General features: G+C 71.9%; 13 protein-coding genes and 1 pseudogene. 11 read left to right on the top strand and 3 right to left on the bottom strand.

Translation table 11 applies throughout. The features are described 5' to 3' along the window. Positions 1-47 precede the first annotated feature (47 nt). Genes ABGB01_RS05895 through ABGB01_RS05885 form a run of 3 tightly spaced genes read right to left on the bottom strand, consistent with a single transcriptional unit; the run spans position 48 to position 4,725 of the window. On the bottom strand, positions 48-2,492 hold the full coding sequence (locus ABGB01_RS05895; RefSeq protein ID WP_347771054.1) for a DUF3488 and transglutaminase-like domain-containing protein: 2,445 nt from the start codon (positions 2,490-2,492) through the stop codon (positions 48-50). Further along, the gene (locus ABGB01_RS05890; RefSeq protein WP_347771052.1) at positions 2,489-3,751 is read right to left on the bottom strand and encodes a DUF58 domain-containing protein; all 1,263 of its coding nucleotides are present in this window, start codon (positions 3,749-3,751) and stop codon (positions 2,489-2,491) included. The genes ABGB01_RS05895 and ABGB01_RS05890 overlap by 4 nt, the downstream gene beginning before the upstream one ends. After that, positions 3,748-4,725: a MoxR family ATPase gene (locus ABGB01_RS05885; RefSeq protein ID WP_132604931.1), complete on the bottom strand. Its 978-nt coding sequence runs from the start codon at positions 4,723-4,725 to the stop codon at positions 3,748-3,750. The genes ABGB01_RS05890 and ABGB01_RS05885 overlap by 4 nt, the downstream gene beginning before the upstream one ends. 469 nt (positions 4,726-5,194) lie before the next feature. Here ABGB01_RS05885 and mraZ point away from each other — a divergent pair, with 469 nt between their 5' ends. The 11 genes and pseudogenes from mraZ to murC all read left to right on the top strand — a co-directional run bounded on the left by mraZ (position 5,195) and on the right by murC (position 19,618). Beyond that, entirely contained in the window at positions 5,195-5,626 is a 432-nt protein-coding gene (mraZ, locus tag ABGB01_RS05880; RefSeq protein WP_132511788.1) for a division/cell wall cluster transcriptional repressor MraZ, read from the top strand. 218 nt (positions 5,627-5,844) lie between these two features. Then, positions 5,845-6,810 (top strand): 16S rRNA (cytosine(1402)-N(4))-methyltransferase RsmH, encoded by a 966-nt coding sequence (gene rsmH, locus ABGB01_RS05875; protein WP_347771049.1) that lies wholly within the window; start codon positions 5,845-5,847, stop codon positions 6,808-6,810. Then, a complete protein-coding gene (locus tag ABGB01_RS05870; protein WP_347771047.1) occupies positions 6,800-7,333 on the top strand; it encodes a hypothetical protein in 534 nt (177 codons plus the stop codon). Before rsmH ends, ABGB01_RS05870 begins: the two co-directional genes overlap by 11 nt. 881 nt (positions 7,334-8,214) lie before the next feature. After that, positions 8,215-10,008, top strand: coding sequence for a penicillin-binding protein 2 (locus ABGB01_RS05865; protein ID WP_347771045.1), 1,794 nt, complete (start codon positions 8,215-8,217; stop codon positions 10,006-10,008). A gap of 40 nt (positions 10,009-10,048) precedes the next feature. Next, positions 10,049-11,578, top strand: a complete 1,530-nt coding sequence (locus tag ABGB01_RS05860; protein WP_347771043.1) for a UDP-N-acetylmuramoyl-L-alanyl-D-glutamate--2,6-diaminopimelate ligase — start codon at positions 10,049-10,051, stop codon at positions 11,576-11,578. Continuing rightward, positions 11,578-12,807 (top strand): annotated as a pseudogene (gene murF / locus ABGB01_RS05855) (UDP-N-acetylmuramoyl-tripeptide--D-alanyl-D-alanine ligase); the annotation flags it as partial. The gene ABGB01_RS05860 and the pseudogene murF, both read left to right, overlap by 1 nt. Before the next feature lie 650 nt (positions 12,808-13,457). After that, the gene (gene mraY, locus ABGB01_RS05850; RefSeq protein ID WP_347642748.1) at positions 13,458-14,513 is read left to right on the top strand and encodes a phospho-N-acetylmuramoyl-pentapeptide-transferase; all 1,056 of its coding nucleotides are present in this window, start codon (positions 13,458-13,460) and stop codon (positions 14,511-14,513) included. Next, positions 14,513-15,889: a UDP-N-acetylmuramoyl-L-alanine--D-glutamate ligase gene (gene murD / locus ABGB01_RS05845; protein WP_347771041.1), complete on the top strand. Its 1,377-nt coding sequence runs from the start codon at positions 14,513-14,515 to the stop codon at positions 15,887-15,889. The genes mraY and murD overlap by 1 nt, the downstream gene beginning before the upstream one ends. Next, positions 15,873-17,132, top strand: a complete 1,260-nt coding sequence (ftsW, locus tag ABGB01_RS05840; protein ID WP_347771039.1) for a putative lipid II flippase FtsW — start codon at positions 15,873-15,875, stop codon at positions 17,130-17,132. Before murD ends, ftsW begins: the two co-directional genes overlap by 17 nt. Before the next feature lie 12 nt (positions 17,133-17,144). Then, positions 17,145-18,224, top strand: a complete 1,080-nt coding sequence (gene murG, locus ABGB01_RS05835) for an undecaprenyldiphospho-muramoylpentapeptide beta-N-acetylglucosaminyltransferase (RefSeq protein ID WP_347771037.1) — start codon at positions 17,145-17,147, stop codon at positions 18,222-18,224. Then, positions 18,221-19,618 (top strand): UDP-N-acetylmuramate--L-alanine ligase, encoded by a 1,398-nt coding sequence (gene murC, locus ABGB01_RS05830; protein ID WP_347771035.1) that lies wholly within the window; start codon positions 18,221-18,223, stop codon positions 19,616-19,618. Before murG ends, murC begins: the two co-directional genes overlap by 4 nt. The last annotated feature ends 42 nt before the right edge of the window (positions 19,619-19,660 follow it).

Genomic DNA, 19,660 nt, shown 5'->3' with positions numbered 1-19,660 from the left:
GCGGCCGCTCCCTGACGAGGGGAGCGGCCGCACGCTGGGTCATGTGGTCATGATCCCTTGTGCGCCGCCGTCCGCCGCATCCTGATGTTCTCCAGCAGGTCGAACCCGTCGAGCAGGCCCTCTCCCATGCGCTGCAGCCGGCGCAGCGTCGACGGAGGCAGCAGCACCGCCCTGATCCGCCGACCGCGTGACACCGTGGCCGCCAGGGCCTGCCGCACCTGGCGCAGGTCCTTGCTCATGGGCGCGATCGGGCCCGGGTCCCTGGCGTACAACACGCGCTCGACCGCCGAGGCGATGGACGAGATGGCCGCCGCGGAGTCCGCACCGAACTCGTACTGCTGGGTCAGCCGCCGGGCCAGCGCCCGCGGGGTCTCGCTGTCCTCGCGGGCCATTCCATAGTCGTACAGCACGTCGTCGAGCTCGGCCCAGACGGCCGCCACCCAGGGGGCGGCGTCCCCGCGCTTGCGCCGTGTCCTCCCCGGCGCCGTCGCCGGCGTCGTGGACGCCTGCGGCGCCATCCCCTTCAGCGTGCGTACGCGCCTGTTCCGCGCGATCAGCCGCACGCCGGCGGGGACCAGCAGGAGCACGAGCAGCGCGCCCGCGCCGATGCCGACCTGGCCGATCAGCGGCATCGAGTCGTCCGGGGGCAGCCCGCCGGTCGCGGCCTGGGCCTCGCGGTCCAGCTGCCGTTCGTTGCGCCGGGCCTGCGGGTCCTGCGGCTCGTCGGCCGGGGAGCCGCTCTCTCCCGTCGACGGCGTCGACTCCTCGCCCGTGGTGGTGCTCGGCCGGGGCACCGAGTACGACGGCACGCGCGCGCTGCCCTGGCCGATCGACCCCGAAGGAGTCGGCTCGAACGGCAGCCAGCCCACGCCCTCGAAGTACAACTCGGGCCAGGAATGGGAGTCGTTCGTCCCGACCGTCCACCGGTCGCCGATCTTCATGCCGCCCGTGTAGCCGATCGCCACCCGCGACGGGATGCCCACCAGCCTGGCCATCACCGCCATGGACGCGGCGAACTGCTCGCAGTAGCCCGCCCGGTCACGCAGCAGGAAGTCCCGCAGCGCCGAGTTGCCGTGCCCCTGCGTGCGCAGGTTGTAGGTGAATCCGCCGTCCGTGGTGAAGAAGCGCTGCAGCTTCACCGCCGCCTCGTAGGTGGTCGAGGCGCCACGGGTGACCCGCTCGGCCAGCGCGGCGATCTCGGGCGGCAGGTTGTCCGGCAGCGCCAGATACCGGTCGTCGACCCTCGGCTGCTGCCCGTCGAGCGAGTCGAGCAGGTCCGGCGTGGGCTCCGGCTCGCTCGTCGCCACCTCGTACTCCAGGCCGGCGGCCTCGTCACGGGTGGAGAAGACCATGAGCGTGTCGACGTCGGCCCGCCAGTCCCCGTCCACCCGGATCTGCCGGGCCGGGTACGGCAGCGGCAGGAACGACAGCCGGGCGATCTCGTCGCTGATCCGGACGTTCGTGATCACGTTGTTGATCTTCGGCCGCCGGCTGAGCCCGGGCGGGTCGGGCAGCGGGCCGTTGTCCGTCCTGTTCTGCGGCGCGCCCTTCGGCTCGGTCATGCCGAACTGCTGGCCGTCGAACCTGTCGAGCGAGTAGATCCGCAGATATCTGGCCTGGTCGTCGTTGTTGCTGTAGGTGAGGACCACCCGCCGCTCGGGCAGCTCCAGCTGGCCTTTCAGGTTCGCGATCGGGTTGGGGATGCTGATCGAGTTGCCGCGCCCCGATCCGTTGCCGCCCACGCCGAAGGTGAAGAACGACACGGGCTCCATCGCCGGCAGCGCGGCCGGCACCAGCACGGCCAGCGCGATCGCGGCGAACCCGATGCGTTTGCCGGACAGGCGCAGGCCACTGGTGTCGGCCGCGGAACGGGCGCCGTCATGAGACTGCGCGGCGCGAGTGGTCCGCCGCACCAGCACGGCCCGGCCCCAGTGCCCCACCCGCTCGCGCCCGTCGGCGATCAGCAGGCCGATGAACCCGAGCGCGGCGATGATGAACGCGGGCCAGCTGATCGGCTCGGCCAGGATCGTGGCCGGCACCGTGGCCAGCGCCAGCAGCGGCAGCCCGGCCAGCGCCGCCCGCCGCAGCCGAGCGGCCAGCAGGTCCACGGTGATCGCGATGAGGGCCACGCCGCCCGTGGTCAGGAGCGTGATGCCGTCGGTCACGGGCACGGGGGCGGCGAACCGCTGGATGTCGGCCCAGCCGACGCCCAGCAGCCGGGCCAGCTCCGCGACCGACCCCTTCGTCGGCACCACCAGGGCCCACGCCTCGGACGAGACGAAGGTCACGGTCAGATAGATCCACGTCGCGGCCAGCGCGACCAGCGGAGCCGCCCACGCGGGCAACGACAGGCGGCTGGTGAGCAGGCCCGCGACCACCACCGTGAGCACGGCGCCGAGCGACGCCCAGAACCAGGCGCCGCCCTGGAAGAGCGGGTAGAGCAGGATCGCCGCGGTGAACACGGCCAGGCCGGAGGCGCCGGTGAGTCTCATGCCGCACCTCCGGCCGGGCCGACCGCGTACCTGCCGTGGTTGGCGGCGTCCTGCCAGACGGACGCGATCGTGGTGCCCGCGGGCAGCCGTACGATGCGCCAGCCGTACCCGGCCAGGACGGTCTGCACCGCCTCCAGGTCCTCAGCGGCCTTCCTGTCGCCGCCGTCCCAGGTCGCCACGTCGAGCAGGACCGCCACTCCGGTGATGCCGCTGTGCCTCAGCCTGGCCAGTTCTCTCGCCTCCTCCGCGTCCATCGAGCCGAGCACGGCCACGATCAGCCCGTCGCCTCCGCCCTGGCGCAGGGCGGAGACGCCCATCTCGAGCGAGCGGGCGGGGCTGTGCCGTACCACGGCGAGTGTGTCGAGCAGCGACCAGCTCAGGCCCGTGTCGGTCAGGTGCTCGGCGCCCTGGTCGGTCACCAGCCGCAGGCCGAGTCCCTCGCGGGCGAGGTGCACGCCGATCGAGGCCGCGGCCGAGACCGCCACCTCGAACGACGAGCGCGGGCCCTCGCCGCGGTGGGCGTGCCTGCGGGTGTCGAGCAGGAGCGCGCCGCGGCTCTGCCACTGCTGCTCCTCGCGGCGCACCATCAGCTCGCCGCGGCGGGCGGTCGAGCGCCAGTGCACCCGCCGCAGGTCGTCGCCCTGCCGGTACTCGCGCGGCGCCACGTCGTCGTCGCCGGCCGCCGCCACGCTCCTGGTGCGGCTGTCGCCACCGCCCGTCCATTCGCCCGACAGCCGTACGTGCGGCAGCGCCGCGACGTGCGGCGTCACCACCAGCGTGTCGCTGATGGTGAACGAGCGGGTCAGCTCGACCAGGCCGAACGGGTCGGTGATCCGGATCGACAGCGGGCCGATCGTGTAGCGGCCGCGCAGGTCGGAGCGCACCCGGTAGTCGATCTCGCGTACGCCCCGCGACTCCACCCGGTCCAGCACGAACCGGGGCCGCACGCCGAGGGCGTAGGGAACGGTGTCCTCGATGAGCAGCAGGCCGGTGGGCAGCCTGGTGACGTTCTCCAGCCGCAGGGTGACGGTGGCCTCGCCGCCCACCTCAGCCCTTGACGGATCCAGCCGCCTGGCGCAGCTCAGGCGGTAGCGCGTGCGCGCCGCCACGAGCGCGGCCAGCAGCGGCAGCGCGGTCACCAGCACCCCGATCCTGAACAGGTCGTTCTCGCCCAGGAGCACGGCCATCAGCAGCGCCGCGATTCCCGAGGCGAGGAACGATCTGCCTCTGGAGGTCAGCGCCTGCAGTCCGGCTCTCACGACGCTCGCGACTCGGGCACCGGTACGCGCCTGAGCAGATCGGCCACCACTTGTTCGGGCAGCCGGCGCTGTCCCTGCGCCTCGATGCTGGGCAGCAGCCGGTGCGCGAGCACGGGGATGGCCAGGTCCTGCACGTCGTCGGGGATGACGTAGTCGCGGCCCGCCAGCGCCGCGTGCGCCCGCGCGGCCCGTACGAGCTGCAGCGTGGACCGGGGTGAGGCGCCCAGCCGCAGGTCGGGGGAGTGGCGGGTGGCCACGACCAGGTCGATGGCGTACTTCTTGACCGCCTGCGAGACGTAGACCCCGCGCACGGCCTCGATGAGCGCCCGTACCTCGGCGGTCGTCGCCACCGGCTCGAGCTTGTCGAGCGGCGAGGCGCTGCCGTGCACGTCGAGCATCTCCAACTCGGCGGTCGGCTCCGGGTAGCCCATCGCGATCCGCACGGAGAAGCGGTCACGCTGTGCTTCGGGCAGGGGATAGGTGCCCTCCATCTCAATGGGGTTCTGGGTCGCCATCACCATGAACGGCGAATCCAGCTGGTACGTCACCCCGTCCACCGTCACCTGGTGCTCCTCCATGCATTCCAGCAACGCGGACTGCGTCTTGGGGGAGGCACGGTTGATCTCGTCGCCCACGACGATGTTGGCGAACACCGGCCCGGGCTTGAACTCGAACTCTCTGGTCTGCTGGTTGTACGCGCTCACTCCGGTGATGTCGCTGGGCAACAGGTCGGGGGTGAACTGCACGCGCCGCACGGGGCAGTCGATCGACCGGGCGAGAGCCTTGGCCAGCATGGTCTTGCCGACCCCGGGCACGTCTTCGATGAGGAGGTGCCCCTCGGCGAGCAGGACGGTCAGCGTGAGGCGGACGGCGTCGCTCTTGCCCTCGATCACCGATTCGATGGCCTGCCGAATGCGGTGGGCGGTGGAGACCAGCTCGTCGAGCTGGGGAGGGACGTCATGGGTAACTGCCACCAGGCCTCCATGAGAGAAGTGCGACGGCTGTCCCGTTGGTGCCATTGCGGGAGCCATGCCATTCCTTTTCCATTGTGTGTACGACCCTACGACGCTGCGGGTTCGCGAGCGACATTTGTGGATATTCCAGCGAACCTCAGCGATGTTCCTGTTCTTGTGGCATAGGGGTGCGAATCCAGTGACAGGGCGGACCATGATCCGCGCCACATTCCCCCACTGCGGCCTTCGTGAAGCGCGCACCGCCTAATTCCGCGGTCTTTTCAACCCTCGACACGCCCATGAGGGTTGACCGGCCGCTCACCCCACTCCACCTCACTCCATCGCTCTGACCTGCGATAACGCAAGGGAAACCGATGATGAAGACGGTTCGAATCAGTTGACGGTGGGGAGAAGTGGAGTATGGTGGTGCGCAGTGGAGGGCCCGGTGCGCCAGCGCTGAGCGCTTCACGAGGCACGGGAGGTGGGGCCGATGTTCCTCGGCACCCATCAACCGCGTCTGGACGACAAGGGACGGCTGTTCCTGCCGGCTAAGTACCGTGAGGAGCTGGCGGAGGGTCTTGTGATCACCAAAGGCCAGGAGCGATGCCTCTACGTCTTTCCCGTGGAGGAGTTCCAGCGCATAACCGAGGCTCTCAGCACCGCCCCGGTCACCGCCAAGGCGGTGCGTGACTACAGCCGCGTCTTCTTCGCCAGCGCGTCCGACGAGAAACCAGACAAACAAGGGCGCATCACGATCCCGCAGAGCCTCCGCCAGTACGCGGGGCTGGAGCGTGATTGCGTTGTCATCGGGGCCAACACCCGGTTGGAGATCTGGGACGCGCAGGCCTGGGAAACCTATCTCAGCGCGCAGGAGCAGGCGTTCGCCGATCTGTCGGAGGAGGTGCTGCCAGGGATCTTGTAGTGACCACGGTCGATCCGTCGGTGATGTCGTTCGGCGAGGTCTCCACCCGCAACCACTGTCTGCCAGCTGACGCACCTTCCCCGGTGTCAGATGACAGGCGTCCACGAAGAGGGTGCGGATGGGGACCTGGCCGGGCGGCGCCGGGTGGGGACCCAGGAAGACCGGCGAGACGATCGATACGCGTCATCCGCGAGCAGGACGCGAGAGGGGGGTTGGAGATGCAGAACGACGTCGGCACGGACGGTCACGTTCCGGTGATGCTCGAGCGCGTTCTGGAACTGCTCGGTCCCGCGCTGTCCGGTTCCGCGCCGGTGGTCGTCGACGCCAACCTCGGCCTCGGTGGGCACTCGGAGGCCCTGCTCGCCCGCTTTCCCTCCCTTCATCTGATCGGGATCGACCGCGACCCGTTCGCGATCGAACACTCGACCCGCAGGCTGAGCCCTTATGCCGACAGGACGACCCTGGTCCACGCGTCCTCCGCCGACCTGACCGAGGTGCTCGCCCGCGCGGGGCACACCACGGTCCACGGGGCGCTGTTCGACCTGGGGGTCTCCTCGCCGCAGCTCGACGAGGCCGAGCGCGGGTTCGCCTACGCCTACGACGCGCCGCTCGACATGCGGATGGACACCGAGCAGGAGCTGACGGCGGAGCAGGTGGTCAACACCTACGCCGCGGACGAGCTGATCCGCATCCTGCGTGACTACGGCGAAGAACGATTCGCCCCGCGTGTCGCGGGCCTGATCATCAGAGAACGGGCCAAAGAGGCAATAACCTCGACCAAGCGGCTGGCGGAGATCATCCGAGCGGCGATCCCCGCCGCGACCCGGCGTACCGGAGGAAACCCCGCCAAGAGGACTTTCCAGGCCCTGCGTATCGAGGTGAACGCTGAGCTGTCCGCCCTGGAGGTGGCGCTCCCCGCGGCCCTCGACGCGCTGGCGCTCGGTGGGCGAGTTGTCGTGCTCTCCTACCACTCACTCGAGGACCGGCTCACCAAGCAGGCCCTTGCGGCGCGAACCAAGGACACCAGCCCGCCAGGGCTGCCGGTCCCGCTGCCGGCGCACCAGCCGAGGTTCCGCCTGCTGACGAGGGGAGCAGAGCTCCCAAGCGAAGAAGAGCTCGCCCGCAACCCGCGGGCGGCCTCGGCCCGGCTACGGGCGGCAGAGAGGATCCGTGTTGACGACTGAGCAGGAGTTCGGCCGGGGTGCGCCCGTCCGCCGCGCCGTGCCCAAGACGGGCACGCGCCGGTCCGGAGCGCAGCACCAGTCCAAGCCGCGGCCCCGTCCTGACGCACGCCCCCGGACCGAGAGCGCACGGCCGGTCACCGATCGCTCGCGTCCCGAGGCGAAGCGGCCGGCCGCCGGCGCCCGCGCCGATACCGGCCGCCCCGCGCCACGACGCCGGCCCGAGCGCCGGCAGCGCGCGCCGTTCGTGCTGCTCGTGGTCGGGCTGCTCTGCGGCGGCCTGGTGAGCCTGCTGCTGCTCAACACCATGCTGGCCAAGGACGCGATCACCGACGCCAACCTGCGCGAGGAGATCGCCGTGGCCCGCCAGGAGAACGAGAAGATCGACCAGGAATACCAGCGCAAGACGCAGCCCAACGTCATCGCCGAGATGGCCGAGAAGCAGGGCCACCAGCCCGACTGGGATGACGTCAACGCCTGGACCAGCGCGGGAGACCGAGCCAGCCGGGTGGACAGGGAACGGTGAGAGACTCCAGCGGCAGGGGGCAGGGACCCGGCCGCGGCGCTGGCGGCGCCGGCTCTCAAGGAGGGCCAGGCGCCGCTCGTCGTACGCCGGGAGGGCCGGGACGGGCAGGACGGCAGGGCGGCTCCCCCCGTTCCGAGGGCACGGGCCGCCCGGCCCCACCGGACGAGCCGCCCCGCCGGCCACGCAAGCCCGACCCGTTCGACCTGCCGTTCGGGCGTGACGACGCGCCCAGGGAACGCCCGCCACAGGAGCCCGGTTCCCCGCGCGAGCGCCGCTCCGGCGACTCCGACCGTGACCCCGGACGCGGCTCCGGTCGTGACCCGGGCCGTGACCCGGGCCGCGACTCTGTCCGGGGCCGCGCGGGCGATGCCGCGCGCCGGCGGCCTCGGGACGGAAGCGACCCGCCGAGGAGTCGCACGTCACGCGACGGCGACGGCTCGAGCGGCCGCGTTCCCCGCGGCCGCGGGGGCGACGCTCCGAGAGGGCGGGCGCCTCAGGGGCGTGAGGAGAACGATCGGCTCCGCGGCCGGGCCGCGCAGAGTCGCGACGAAGGGCCCAGGCGGCGTCCCCTCCCGGGCCGGGACGAGGGGGAGCGTTCCCGAGGGCGTCCCGCGCAGGGCCGCGATGCCGCCGACCGGCTCAGAGGGCGCGACGAGCGCTCGCGCGGCCGAGGCGACCGGCGGGAGGCGCCCGACCCGGCGCAGCGCCCGCGCCGTGACGGGGCCCGGCCGGGCGCAGGCGATCCCCGGCGCACCAGCCGGCAGGAGGACGGGCCGCTGCGCCGTACCCAGGCGGGAGGAGCCAGGCCGCAGGCCGGTGGCTCCGGGCCGGAGCAGGCGCGAGGCGGCCGCGAGCGGGTGACGGCGCGCCGCGGCGGAGACGTGCCGCCACCCAGAGGGCCGCGCCGTCCCCCCACGCCGCCGCGGCCGCCCAGGCCGCCGCTGATGTTGCGGCTGGGCAGCCCGCGCAGGCGCATCAACATCGGCCTGATCGGCATGACGTTCGTCTTGTCGATCTTCGCCGGGCGGCTGATCCAGATGCAGGGGCTCGACACCAAGGTGTACGCCGCCGCGGCGGCCGACCAGCGCCAGCACACCGAGGACATCCCCGCCAAGCGGGGCTCGATCACCGACGTCAACGGCCACGAGCTGGCCGTGACCGTCGAAGCGCGCGACGTGTCGATCGACCCGACCAAGGTGCCGGCAGCCGCGCGCGCCAACGTGGCCGCCGTCCTGGCCAAGCATCTGGGCAAGGACCAGCAGGACATCGCCGCCAAGCTGGCCAGGACCGACACCCGCTACCAGCTCCTGGCCAGGGGCGTCGACCCCGTCGTGGCCAGCCGCCTGCTGCAGGCGCGCGTGCCCGCGCTGTCGGCGAAGAACACCTACCGCCGGCTCTACCCGGCGGGTGATCTGGCGGGCAGCCTCATCGGGTTCGTGGGCGACGAGGGTGACGGCCTGGGCGGCATGGAGCAGGCGAGAAACTCGCTGCTGGCCGGCCGCGACGGCGAGATGCGCGTCGAGACCGGCCGTGACGGCCTGCGCATCCCCATGACCAGCAGCCAGCGCACCGCCCCAGTGAACGGCCGTGACGTGCGGCTCACCATCGACCGCGACATCCAGTGGGCCGCCCAGAAGTCGATCGGCGAGCAGGTCCGCGAGTCGGGTGCCGACAGCGGCACCGTGATCGTGATGGACGTGCGGACCGCCCAGATCATCGCCATGGCGAACTCTCCCGAGCTCGACCTGAACAACTGGCGCAAGGAACCGGCGAGCAGCTACGTCAACAAGGCCGCCGCCGACGTCTTCGAACCGGGCAGCACCAACAAGGTGATCACAGCCGCCGCCGCGCTGGAGGCGGGGGTGGTGGGACCCGACACGGTGTTCGAGGTGCCCGACCGGATCCGGTGCGCCGACCAGGTCCTGCGCGACGCCCACGCGCACAAGACGGAGTCGATGACGTTCCGCCAGGCCATGGCGCAGTCCAGCAACGTGGCCACGATCATGGCCGCGCGCAAGGTCGGCAGCGAGGGCCTGCACCAGATGCTCAAGGCGTTCGGGTTCGGCACGCGGCCTGGTGGCGGCGTGCCCGGTGCTGAGGCCGGCCTGCTGCCCGACTACAAGAAGTGGTCCGGCAGCCAGAGCTGCACGGTCGCCTACGGGCAGGGCGTGTCGGTGACCGCGCTGCAGACGGCCAGCGTCTACCAGACCATCGCCAACGGCGGCGTCAAGATCGAACCGCAGATCGTCGCGGGCGCGACGGATCCGTCGGGCAGGTTCGTCCCCGCCCCTCCTGGTAAGCGGACCAGGGTGGTGAGCCAGACGACGGCGAAGGAGATCACGGCCATGCTGGAGGGCGCGGTGGGCGAAGAGGGCACCGGGCAGCTCGCGGCCATCCCCGGCTATCGGGTGGCGGGCAAGACGGGCACGGCGAACCGCTATGATGCCGAGCTCGGCCGTTATGACGGTTATACGGCCTCGTTCGTGGGATTCAGCCCCGCGGACAACCCCCGGCTCGTGGTGCTTTCCGTCCTGCAGAACCCGAAGAACGGCCATTTCGGCGGGCAGCTGGCGGCCCCCGTGTTCAAGGATGTGATGACGTTCGCCATCAAGAGCAGGAAGATTCCTCCCACAGGCTCCGCCGTGCCGCCGGTGCGGACGCGCGCGGGACAGTGACCAGGGAAGGTACGCTCTCGCCGTGCGTCCCCCGTCGTCTATGCGTCCCACGACCAGCCCGCCTCGCCCGCTGACCGGGCTCGCGACCATGATCGACGCCGATTCCGGCACGTCACGGTCGCCCCATGCGGCTCTGACCGGCGTCACCATCGACTCTCGCGCCGTCCGGCGGGGAGATCTCTACGTCGCGCTGTCCGGCAGCCGCGTGCACGGCGCCGACTTCGCCGCCCAGGCGATGGCGAGCGGCGCCGTCGCCGTGCTCACCGACCGGGCCGGCCGCGACGCGGCCGTCGCGACGGGGCTGCCCGTGCTGATCGTGCCCGACCCGCGCGCCCTGCTGGGGCAGATCTCCTCCTGGGTGTACGGCCAGCCGGCCCACGACGTCCAGATCCTCGGCGTCACCGGCACCAGCGGCAAGTCCACCACCACGTTCATGCTGGAGGCCGGCCTGCGGGCGGCCGGGCACACCGCCGGCCTGGTGGGCGGCGTCGAGATCCACGTGGGCGATGAGCGCTTCGTGCCCACGCTCACCACGCCGGAGGCCTGCGATCTGCACGGCCTGTTCGCCCTGATGCGCGAGAAGGGTGTCGGCGCGGCCGTGATGGAGGTCTCCAGCCACGCGCTCGCGCTCGGCCGGGTCGACGGCATCTTCTACGACGTGGCCCTGTTCACCAACCTCTCGCAGGACCATCTCGACTTCCACAAGGACTTCGACGACTACTTCGCGACCAAGGCGCGGCTGTTCCAGCCCGAGCTGAGCCGTGCCGGGGTGACCAACATCGACGACCGCTACGGGCGTGAGCTGATCGGTCTGGCGAAGGTGCCGATGACCACGTTCTCCGCGGCGGGCGATCCGGAGGCCGAGTGGCGGGTGCTGGACGCCAGGCTCGGCGCCGACGGCAGCGCGTTCCGGGTGGTTGGCCCGGGCGGGGTCGAGGCCGACGCGCAGATCGCGCTCCCCGGTCCGTTCAACGTGGCCAACGCGCTCGGTGCCATCGTGACCCTGGTCGAGGCCGGGGTGCCGCTGCAGACGGCCGTGCACGGCGTCGGATCCCTTACCGGAGTCCCCGGGCGCATGCAGCGCATCACGGGCGCTGACGACGCGTTCCAGGCGCTCGTGGACTATTCACACAAGCCGGGCGCCGTGGAGTCGGTGCTGCGCTCGCTGCGGTCGGTCACGGCGGGTGCCCTGACGATCGTGCTCGGCTGCGGCGGCGACCGCGACAAGGGCAAACGAGCCATCATGGGGGAAATCTCCGCCCAGCTGGCAGATGTCGCTATTTTTACGAACGATAATCCTCGCTCGGAGGATCCGCTCTCCATCCTCGCGACGATGATGGAGGGAGCGCTCCGCGTTCCGCAGCACGACCGCGCTCATGTGATCATTGAGCCCGACCGCGCGGCCGCCATCGGCCTGGCGATCGCCCGGGCCGGGCGCGGCGACGTGATCGTCGTGGCGGGCAAGGGCCACGAGCAGGGCCAGTACGTTTCAGGCGAGGTGATCCCCTTCGACGACCGCGAAGTGGTCGCCGAAGCGATCGACGCACGCAAGGAAAGCAGGAAGCACTAATGATCCCGTTGCCTCTGGCCAGGATCGCCGAGATAACCTCGGGCGCCCTGTCGGGCATGGCCGATCCCCGCGCCGTGGTGCGCGGGCCCGTCGTGATCGACTCGCGGGCCGTAGAACCGGGATCCCTGTTCGTCGCCGTCAAGGGCGCGCGGGTCGACGGTCACGACTACGCCGCGCAGGCGATCAGGGCAGGAGCGGTCGCCGTCCTGGCCACCAGGCCCGTCGAGGCGCCCGCGGTGATCGTCCCGGACGCCGCCGCCGCGCTGGCCGCGCTGGCCGCCGCGCAGGTCCGCGCGCTGCCCCAGGTCACCGTCATCGGCGTGACCGGCTCGGCGGGCAAGACCGGCACCAAAGACCTGCTGGCCAGGCTCACCGGCCGCATCGGGCCCGCCATCGCCCCCGTCGGCAGCTTCAACAACGAGCTCGGCCACCCGCTCACCGTGCTTCGGGCCGACGCCGACACCCGGTTCATGGTCCTCGAACTGGCCGCCAGGAACATCGGCCACATCAAAGACCTGACCCGCATCGCGCCGCCGCAGATCGGCGTGGTGCTCAACGTCGGCACGGCGCACCTGGGCGTGTTCGGTGGCAAGGAGGCCATCGCCAAGGCCAAGGGCGAACTCGTCGAGGCGCTGCCGCGCACCGGAGTGGCCGTGCTCAACGCCGACGACCCGCTGGTCCGCGCGATGGCCACGCGCACCGACGCCCGGGTCACGTACTTCGGGCGGGGCGAGTCCGCGGCCATCAGGGCGGAGGGCGTCGTGCTCGACGCCCGCGGGCGCGCATCCTTCACGCTGCGCACTCCGTCAGGCAGCGCGCACGTGTCGCTCAAGCTGCACGGCGCGCACGCGGTCGAGAACGCCCTCGCCGCGGCCGCGGCCGGATACGAGCTCGGGCTGCCCGTCGCCACCATCGCCGCCGAGCTGTCCGAGGCGACGCCGCGCAGCCGGTGGCGGATGGAGGTCAACGACAGGCCCGACGGGGTGACGGTCGTCAACGACGCGTACAACGCCAATCCCGATTCGATGCGGGCGGCGTTCGAGGCGTTCGAGGTGCTGGGGCGCGGGCGGCGGCGGTTCGCCGTCATCGCGGCGCTGCGGGAGCTCGGTGACGACGGGCCGGCGCTCAACGCCGAACTCGGCCGGCTGGCCGGCGGCGCGGGGCTGGCCGGGCTGATCGTGGCGGGCCCTGACGCGGAGCCGGTGCTCCAGGGCGCCCACACGGCCGCCCAAGCCGCCACCACAGCCCGCGCCCTGCCCCCGCCCTCCGGCCCGCGGACTCCTGATCCGCAGGGTGCCGGAGGCCCTGGTCCAGGTCCGCAGGGCGTGGCCCCTCAGGCCGCTGGTCCGCAGGGCGCCGGTGGGCCGGTCACCGGCCCGCGGCCCGTGAGGCCGCAGAGCGTCGGTCCCATCACGTTCCCGCAGATGGCCGCCGGTCCGGTGATCGGTCCCCAGGCGGCCGGACCTGCCGGGCCGCAGTCTGCCGGGCCGCAAGTCTCAGGGCCTCACGCGCCCGCCGGCCCCTTCCCGGTGGCCGCGCCGGGTCACGTTCCTCACGGGCCCGCGGGGTCTCCGCCGAGCGGCGCCCATCCCGCCGGTGACCCCCAGGACCGGCAGGGACACGCCCACGGCGCCCCCGCAGGAGCGCCGGGCCGGCCGGCCCCCGACCAAGTCCCCGCCGGCGCTCCTCCGGCCGGAGTCCCGGGAGGTAACGCGGCATGCCCGCAGCACGTGACGCGGATCGTGCACGTGCCCGACGCCGAGGCGGCCGCCGCCGAGCTGGCGGGGTGGCTCCGGCAGGGTGACGCGGTGCTGATCAAGGGGCCCAGGGCCATGGGTCTGGAGCGGACGGCCGAGCTCGTGCTCGGAGGTGCCCCCCAGTGACCAACATCATCGTCGCCGGTGCGGTGGGCCTGATCCTCTCGATGCTGGGCACCCCGCTGGCGATCCGGCTGTTCTCGCGGCGCGGTTACGGCCAGGAGGTCCGCGAGGAAGGCCCGTCCGGCCACCACAGCAAGCGAGGCACCCCCACCATGGGCGGCACCGTGATCGTGCTGGCCGCCCTGCTCGCGTACGGCGCGTCGCACCTGGCGATGCTCTCGACGCCCACCGTGTCGGGCATGCTGGTGCTGTTCCTGATGACGGGGCTCGGCGCGGTCGGGTTCCTCGACGACTTCATCAAGATCTACAAGCAGCGCAGCCTGGGCCTGCGCAGCGGCGCGAAGGCTCTCGGCCAGCTCGTCGTCGGCGCCGTCTTCGCGTTCCTGGTGGTACGCCACCCGAACGTCTACGGCATCACCCCCGCCGAGACCAGGGTGTCGTTCCTGCGGGACATCGGCCCGTCGATCGGCATCGTCGGCTTCACCATCTGGGTGCTCATCATGATCGTCGGGTTCTCCAACGCGGTGAACCTCACCGACGGTCTCGACGGCCTGGCCAGCGGCGCGACCGGGGTGGTCCTCGGCGCGTACGTGCTGATCGGCAACTGGCAGCTGCGCAACAACTGCATCGACCAGCTCGGCCCCAACTGCTACTGGGTACGAGATCCGCTCGACCTGGCCGTCGTGGCCGCCGCCGTGCTCGGGGCGCTCATCGGCTTCCTGTGGTGGAACGCCCCGCCCGCCCGGATCTTCATGGGCGACACCGGCTCCCTGGCCCTGGGCGGCGTGCTGGCCGGGCTGGCCATCGCCACCCGTACCCAGCTGCTGCTGATCATTCTCGCCGGCCTGTGCGTGATCATCACGCTGTCGGTGATCATCCAGGTCGGTTCCTTCAAGATGACCGGCAAGCGGGTGTTCAGGATGGCCCCGCTGCAGCACCACTTCGAGCTGAAAGGCTGGGCGGAGACCACGATCGTGGTCCGGTTCTGGCTGATCGCGATGCTCTGCGCGGCGCTCGGTCTCGGGCTCTTCTACGTCGAATGGATGCCCAGGTGATGAGTCTCACCTGTGTCGCCGGGCTCGGCGTCTCCGGCACGGCCGTGGCCAGGGTGCTGGCCGGTCGAGGCGAGCGGGTCGTGGTCGTGGAGTCGGCTGAGGGGGAGCGGCAGCTCGCCGCGGCGGCCGGACTGGCCCGGCTCGGCGTCGAGACCCGGTTCGGGGAGATGGTGTTGCCCGAGGGGGTCACCCGGCTCGTCACCACGGGCTGGGCGCCGCACCACCCGCTGATCGCCGCCGCGCTCGCTGCCGGGGTCGAGGTCGTGGGGGAGGTGGAGCTGGCCTGGCGGCTGCGCCCGGCGCAGGCGGCCCCGTGGCTGGCGCTGACCGGCACCAACGGCAAGACCACGGCGGTGCGCATGCTCACCTCGATCCTGCTCGCGGCCGGGCAGAAGGCCGTGGCGGTCGGGAACGTGGGCGTCCCCGTCGTGCGCGCGGTCGCCGAGCCGTACGACGTGCTGGCCGTCGAGCTGTCCAGCTTCCAGCTCCACTGGTCGGGCACGCTGGCCCCGCACGCCGCCGCCGTGCTCAACGTGGCCCCCGACCACATCGACTGGCACGGCTCCATGGAGGAGTACACCGCGGCCAAGGGCCGTGTCTACGAACGCGCCGGCACCGTGATCTTCAACGCCGACGATCCCGAGGCGACCAGGCTGGCCGCGCCCTATCCCGGGGCGGTCGGGTTCACCCTGCGGGTGCCCAAGCGGGGCGAGATCGGCGTGGTCGAGGACCTGCTGGTGGACCGGGCGTTCGTCGCCGACCCGGTGGAGGGCGCGGAGGAGCTGGCCACGCTGGACGACGTACGGCCCTTCGCGCCGCACAACGTCGCCAACGCGCTGGCCGCCGCCGCCCTTGCGCGTTCGCTCGGCGTGCCGTCCGAGGCCGTGGCCACGGGCCTGCGCGACTTCGTGCCCGATCCGCACCGGCTGTCACACGTGGACAGGATCGGCGAGGTCGACTACATCGACGACTCCAAGGCGACCAACCCGCACGCGGCCGCGGCGGCGCTGGCGTCGTACTCGTCGATCGTGTGGGTGGCCGGCGGGCAGCTCAAGGGCGCCGACGTCGACGACCTGGTGCGTCAGGCGGCTCCACGGCTGCGCGGCGCGGTGCTGCTGGGCGCCGACCGGGCCACGATCGCCGAAGCCGTCGCGCGACACGCCCCGGATGTCCCCGTAGTGGACATCGCCGATCGCGACACTGGGGTGATGGAAAGAGTCGTCACCGAAGCCGCGCGGCTGGCCTCGCCAGGGGACACCGTGCTGCTCTCCCCGGCGGGGGCCTCCCTTGACATGTTCGCCGGTTATCCAGCGCGGGGGGAGGCCTTCGCGCGTGCCGTGCGCGAGCTGAGGCTGCGACGTGAGCGCGACCGCTGAGGAGGGGCCCGGCAACTGGGCCCGTGAACAGCTCGGCTCGCTGAAGGAGCTGCTCGACAAGCCGCTCACCACCTACTACCTGATCATCATGTGCAGCGCGCTGCTGCTGGCGCTCGGGTTGATGATGGTGTTGTCGGCGTCCAGCATCGAGGCGCTGCAGAAGACCGGCAGCCCGTTCTCGTGGTTCATCAAGCAGTCGTTGTCGGCCGCGGTGGGCGTACCTGTGATGTGGGCCTGCTCGCGGCTGCCGACGAAGTTCTTCCGCTGGGCCGGCTACCCCCTGATGGCGCTGTCCATCCTGGCGCTGGTCATGGTGCTGTTCATCGGCTCGTCGGAGCTGGGCGCGCAGCGGTGGATCTACATCGGTCCGTTCACCCTCCAGCCGTCCGAGCCCGCCAAGCTCGGGCTCGCGTTGTGGGGGGCCGACCTGCTGGCCCGGCGGGCGCGGCAGGGCAGGATCGAGTGGCGGCAGATGCTGATCCCGCTCATGCCCGGCACCGCGATCCTGGCCGTCATGGTCATGCTGGGCAGCGACCTGGGCACCACGCTCGTGCTCTTCATGATCTTCCTGGCGTTGTTGTGGGTGGTGGGGGCGCCGGTCAAGTTGTTCGGGGGCATCCTGTCGCTGGCGGTGCTGGCCGCCCTCATCATGATCAAGGTGGAACCCTACCGGATGGCGCGCATCAGCTCCTTCCTCGACCCGTGGGCCGACGCGCAGGGCGCCGGATACCAGGCCGTCCAGGGGCAGATCGCGATGGGCTCCGGCGGCTGGTTCGGGCTCGGCCTGGGCAGCAGCCGGCAGAAGTGGAGCTGGCTGCCGCACGGCGAGAGCGACTTCATCTTCGCCATCCTGGGCGAGGAGCTGGGGCTGATGGGCACGCTCATGGTGGTGGCGCTGTTCGGGCTGCTCGGCTACGCCGGGCTGCGGGTGGCCGTGCGGGTCCACGACTCCTTCATCAGGCTGGCCGCCGCCGCCATGGTGGCCTGGATCGTCGGCCAGGCCACCGTCAACATGGGTGCCGTGCTCGGCGTGCTGCCGATCACCGGCATCCCCCTGCCCCTGGTCTCGTACGGCGGATCGTCGCTGCTGCCCACGCTCGCCGCGCTCGGCATGCTGCTGTCGTTCGCCAAGCGCGAGCCCGGCGCGCGTGAGGCCCTGGCGGCTCGTGGCCCCGGGCCCGCCGCCCGGGCCCTAAGCTGGCTGGGCCTGGGGGCTACGACCAAAGGCCGAGTGACACGTTAGGGAGTGACCGAGATGAGGGTGGTCCTCGCCGGTGGGGGGACAGCCGGGCACATCGAGCCCGCGCTAGCCCTTGCGGACGCGCTGCGCCATCTTGACCGCAGCGCCGGCATCACCTGCGTGGGCACGGATCGCGGTTTGGAGACGCGGCTCGTGCCCGCCAGGGGCTACGATCTTGAGCTGGTGCCGGCCGTGCCCCTGCCCAGGTCGATCACTCCGAGCCTGCTGACGGTTCCCGGCAGGCTGGCCGGAGCCATCAACGCCACGGCCGCCATACTCGACCGGGTCGAGGCCGACATCCTCGTCGGTTTCGGCGGTTACGTGGCGACCCCCGCCTATCTGGCGGCCAAGCGGCGCGGCCTGCCGATCGTCGTGCACGAGGCCAATCCGCGGCCCGGCCTGGCCAACCGGCTGGGCGCCAGGCTGACCGACCACGTGTTCACCGGCTTTCCCGAAGCCCAGCTGCTGCCCAAGGCCGAATACATCGGCACGCCGCTGCGGCGCGACATCGTCAACCTCGACCGGCTGTCCATGGGCGACAAGGCGCGCTCCTGGTTCGGGCTGGAGAACGACCGGCCGACGCTGCTGGTGTTCGGCGGATCGCAGGGGGCGAGGTCGGTCAACGACGCGGCGCTCGCCGCGGCGCCCGCCCTGCGCCGGGCCGGCGTGCAGGTGCTCCATGTGCTCGGCCCGACCAACACCGTCGAGCACGAGCCGCCGCCCGGCGATCCACAGTACGTCCTGCTGCCCTACCTCGACCGCATGGACCTGGCCTACGCCGCCGCCGACGTGGCGCTGTGCCGCAGTGGCGCGCTGACGTGCGCGGAGCTGACCGCGGTCGGGCTGCCCGCCGCCTACGTGCCGCTGCCGTACGGCAACGGCGAGCAGCGCATGAACGCCGAGCGCATCGCCCAGGGCGGCGGCGGCATCCTGGTCGACGACGCGGGCCTGACCCCTGATTGGATCATCCAGAACGTGCTGCCGATGCTCCACGACCCCGAGCGGGTCGCCGTCATGTCGGAGGCCGCCTCCCGGCTGGGGCGCAAGGACGCCGATATCATGCTTGCCAGGAAAGTGTTGGAGATAGCTCGATGAGTCTCGTGAAGCTGGTCGATCCCGTCGCCGTCGACGATCTGGGGCGGGTGCACTTCATCGGCATCGGCGGCGCGGGCATGTCGGGCATCGCCCGCATCCTGCTCAAGCGGGGCGTCCCCGTGTCGGGCAGCGACGCGCGCAGCTCCGAGCTGATCACCGAGCTGCGCGAGCTGGGCGCGACGGTGCACATCGGGCACGCCGCCTCCCACATCAGAGACGTCGACACCGTGGTCGTCTCGACCGCCATCCGCGACTCCAACCCCGAGCTCGGTGAGGCGCTCAAGCAGGGGCTGCGGATCATCCCGCGGGCCGCCGCGCTGGCCAGCGTCATGGCCGGGCGCACCGCCGTGGCCATCGCGGGCACCCACGGCAAGACCACCACCACCTCGATGCTGACCGTGGCGCTGCAGAAGTGCGGGGCCGACCCGTCCTACTGCGTGGGCGGCCAGCTCGTCACCACCGGGCTCGGCGCCGACGACGGCCAGGGCACGGTCTTCGTGGCGGAGGCCGACGAGAGCGACGGCTCGTTCCTCATGCTCGCGCCCGACATCGCGGTGGTCACCAATGTCGAGGCCGACCACCTCGACAACTACGGCGACCCGCGGGCGGTGCACGACGGCTTCGCCAGGTTCGCCGACCGGGTCGGCTCGCTGCTCATCGTGTGCGCGGACGACCCGGGAGCGGCCGAGCTGGCCGGCCGGGCGCGCGAGCGGGGGTTGCGAGTCAAGACGTACGGCCTGCGGGGCGAGGACTACCGCGTCACCGGGGTCGCGCCCGACGGGTTCGGCACCGTGTTCGCCATCGAGGGCAAGGGCGACGTGCGGCTGGCCGTCCCCGGGGCGCACAACGCGCTCAACGCCGCCGCGGCGATCGCCGTGGCCGACGAGCTGGGGCTGCCGTTCGAGGAGATCAGGCAGGGCCTGGGAGCCTTCACCGGGGCCAAGCGGCGTTTCGAGGCCAAGGGCGAGGCCGGCGGCATCGCCGTGTTCGACAGCTACGCCCACCATCCGACCGAGCTGACCGCCGACCTGCGCGCCGCGCGCGACGTGGTCGCCTCCTACTCCGGCACCGGCCGGGTCATCGCGGTCTTCCAGCCGCACCTCTACTCGCGCACCCGCTTCTTCGCCGACGAGTTCGGCGCGGCGCTCGGGCTGGCCGACGAGGCCATCGTGCTCGACGTCTACGGCGCCCGCGAGGATCCCGAGCCCGGCGTGTCCGGGGCGATGGTGGCGGGCCGGGTGCCGCTGCCGGCCGAGCGGGTGGCGTACGCGCCCGACCGGGCGGCGGTGCCCGGGATGATCGCCGAGCGGGCCAGGCCCGGCGACATCGTGCTCACCATGGGCGCGGGCGACATCACCGAGCTCGGCCCGCAGATCGTCGCCCGCCTGTCTTGAGCCGCCGCCGTTGGGCGTGGCGCGCGGTGTTCACCCACCCGG

It is taken from the genome of Nonomuraea sp. B5E05 (assembly GCF_039880665.1).
Classification (GTDB): domain Bacteria; phylum Actinomycetota; class Actinomycetes; order Streptosporangiales; family Streptosporangiaceae; genus Nonomuraea.
This window is presented reverse-complemented; position numbering and strand designations above follow the sequence as displayed.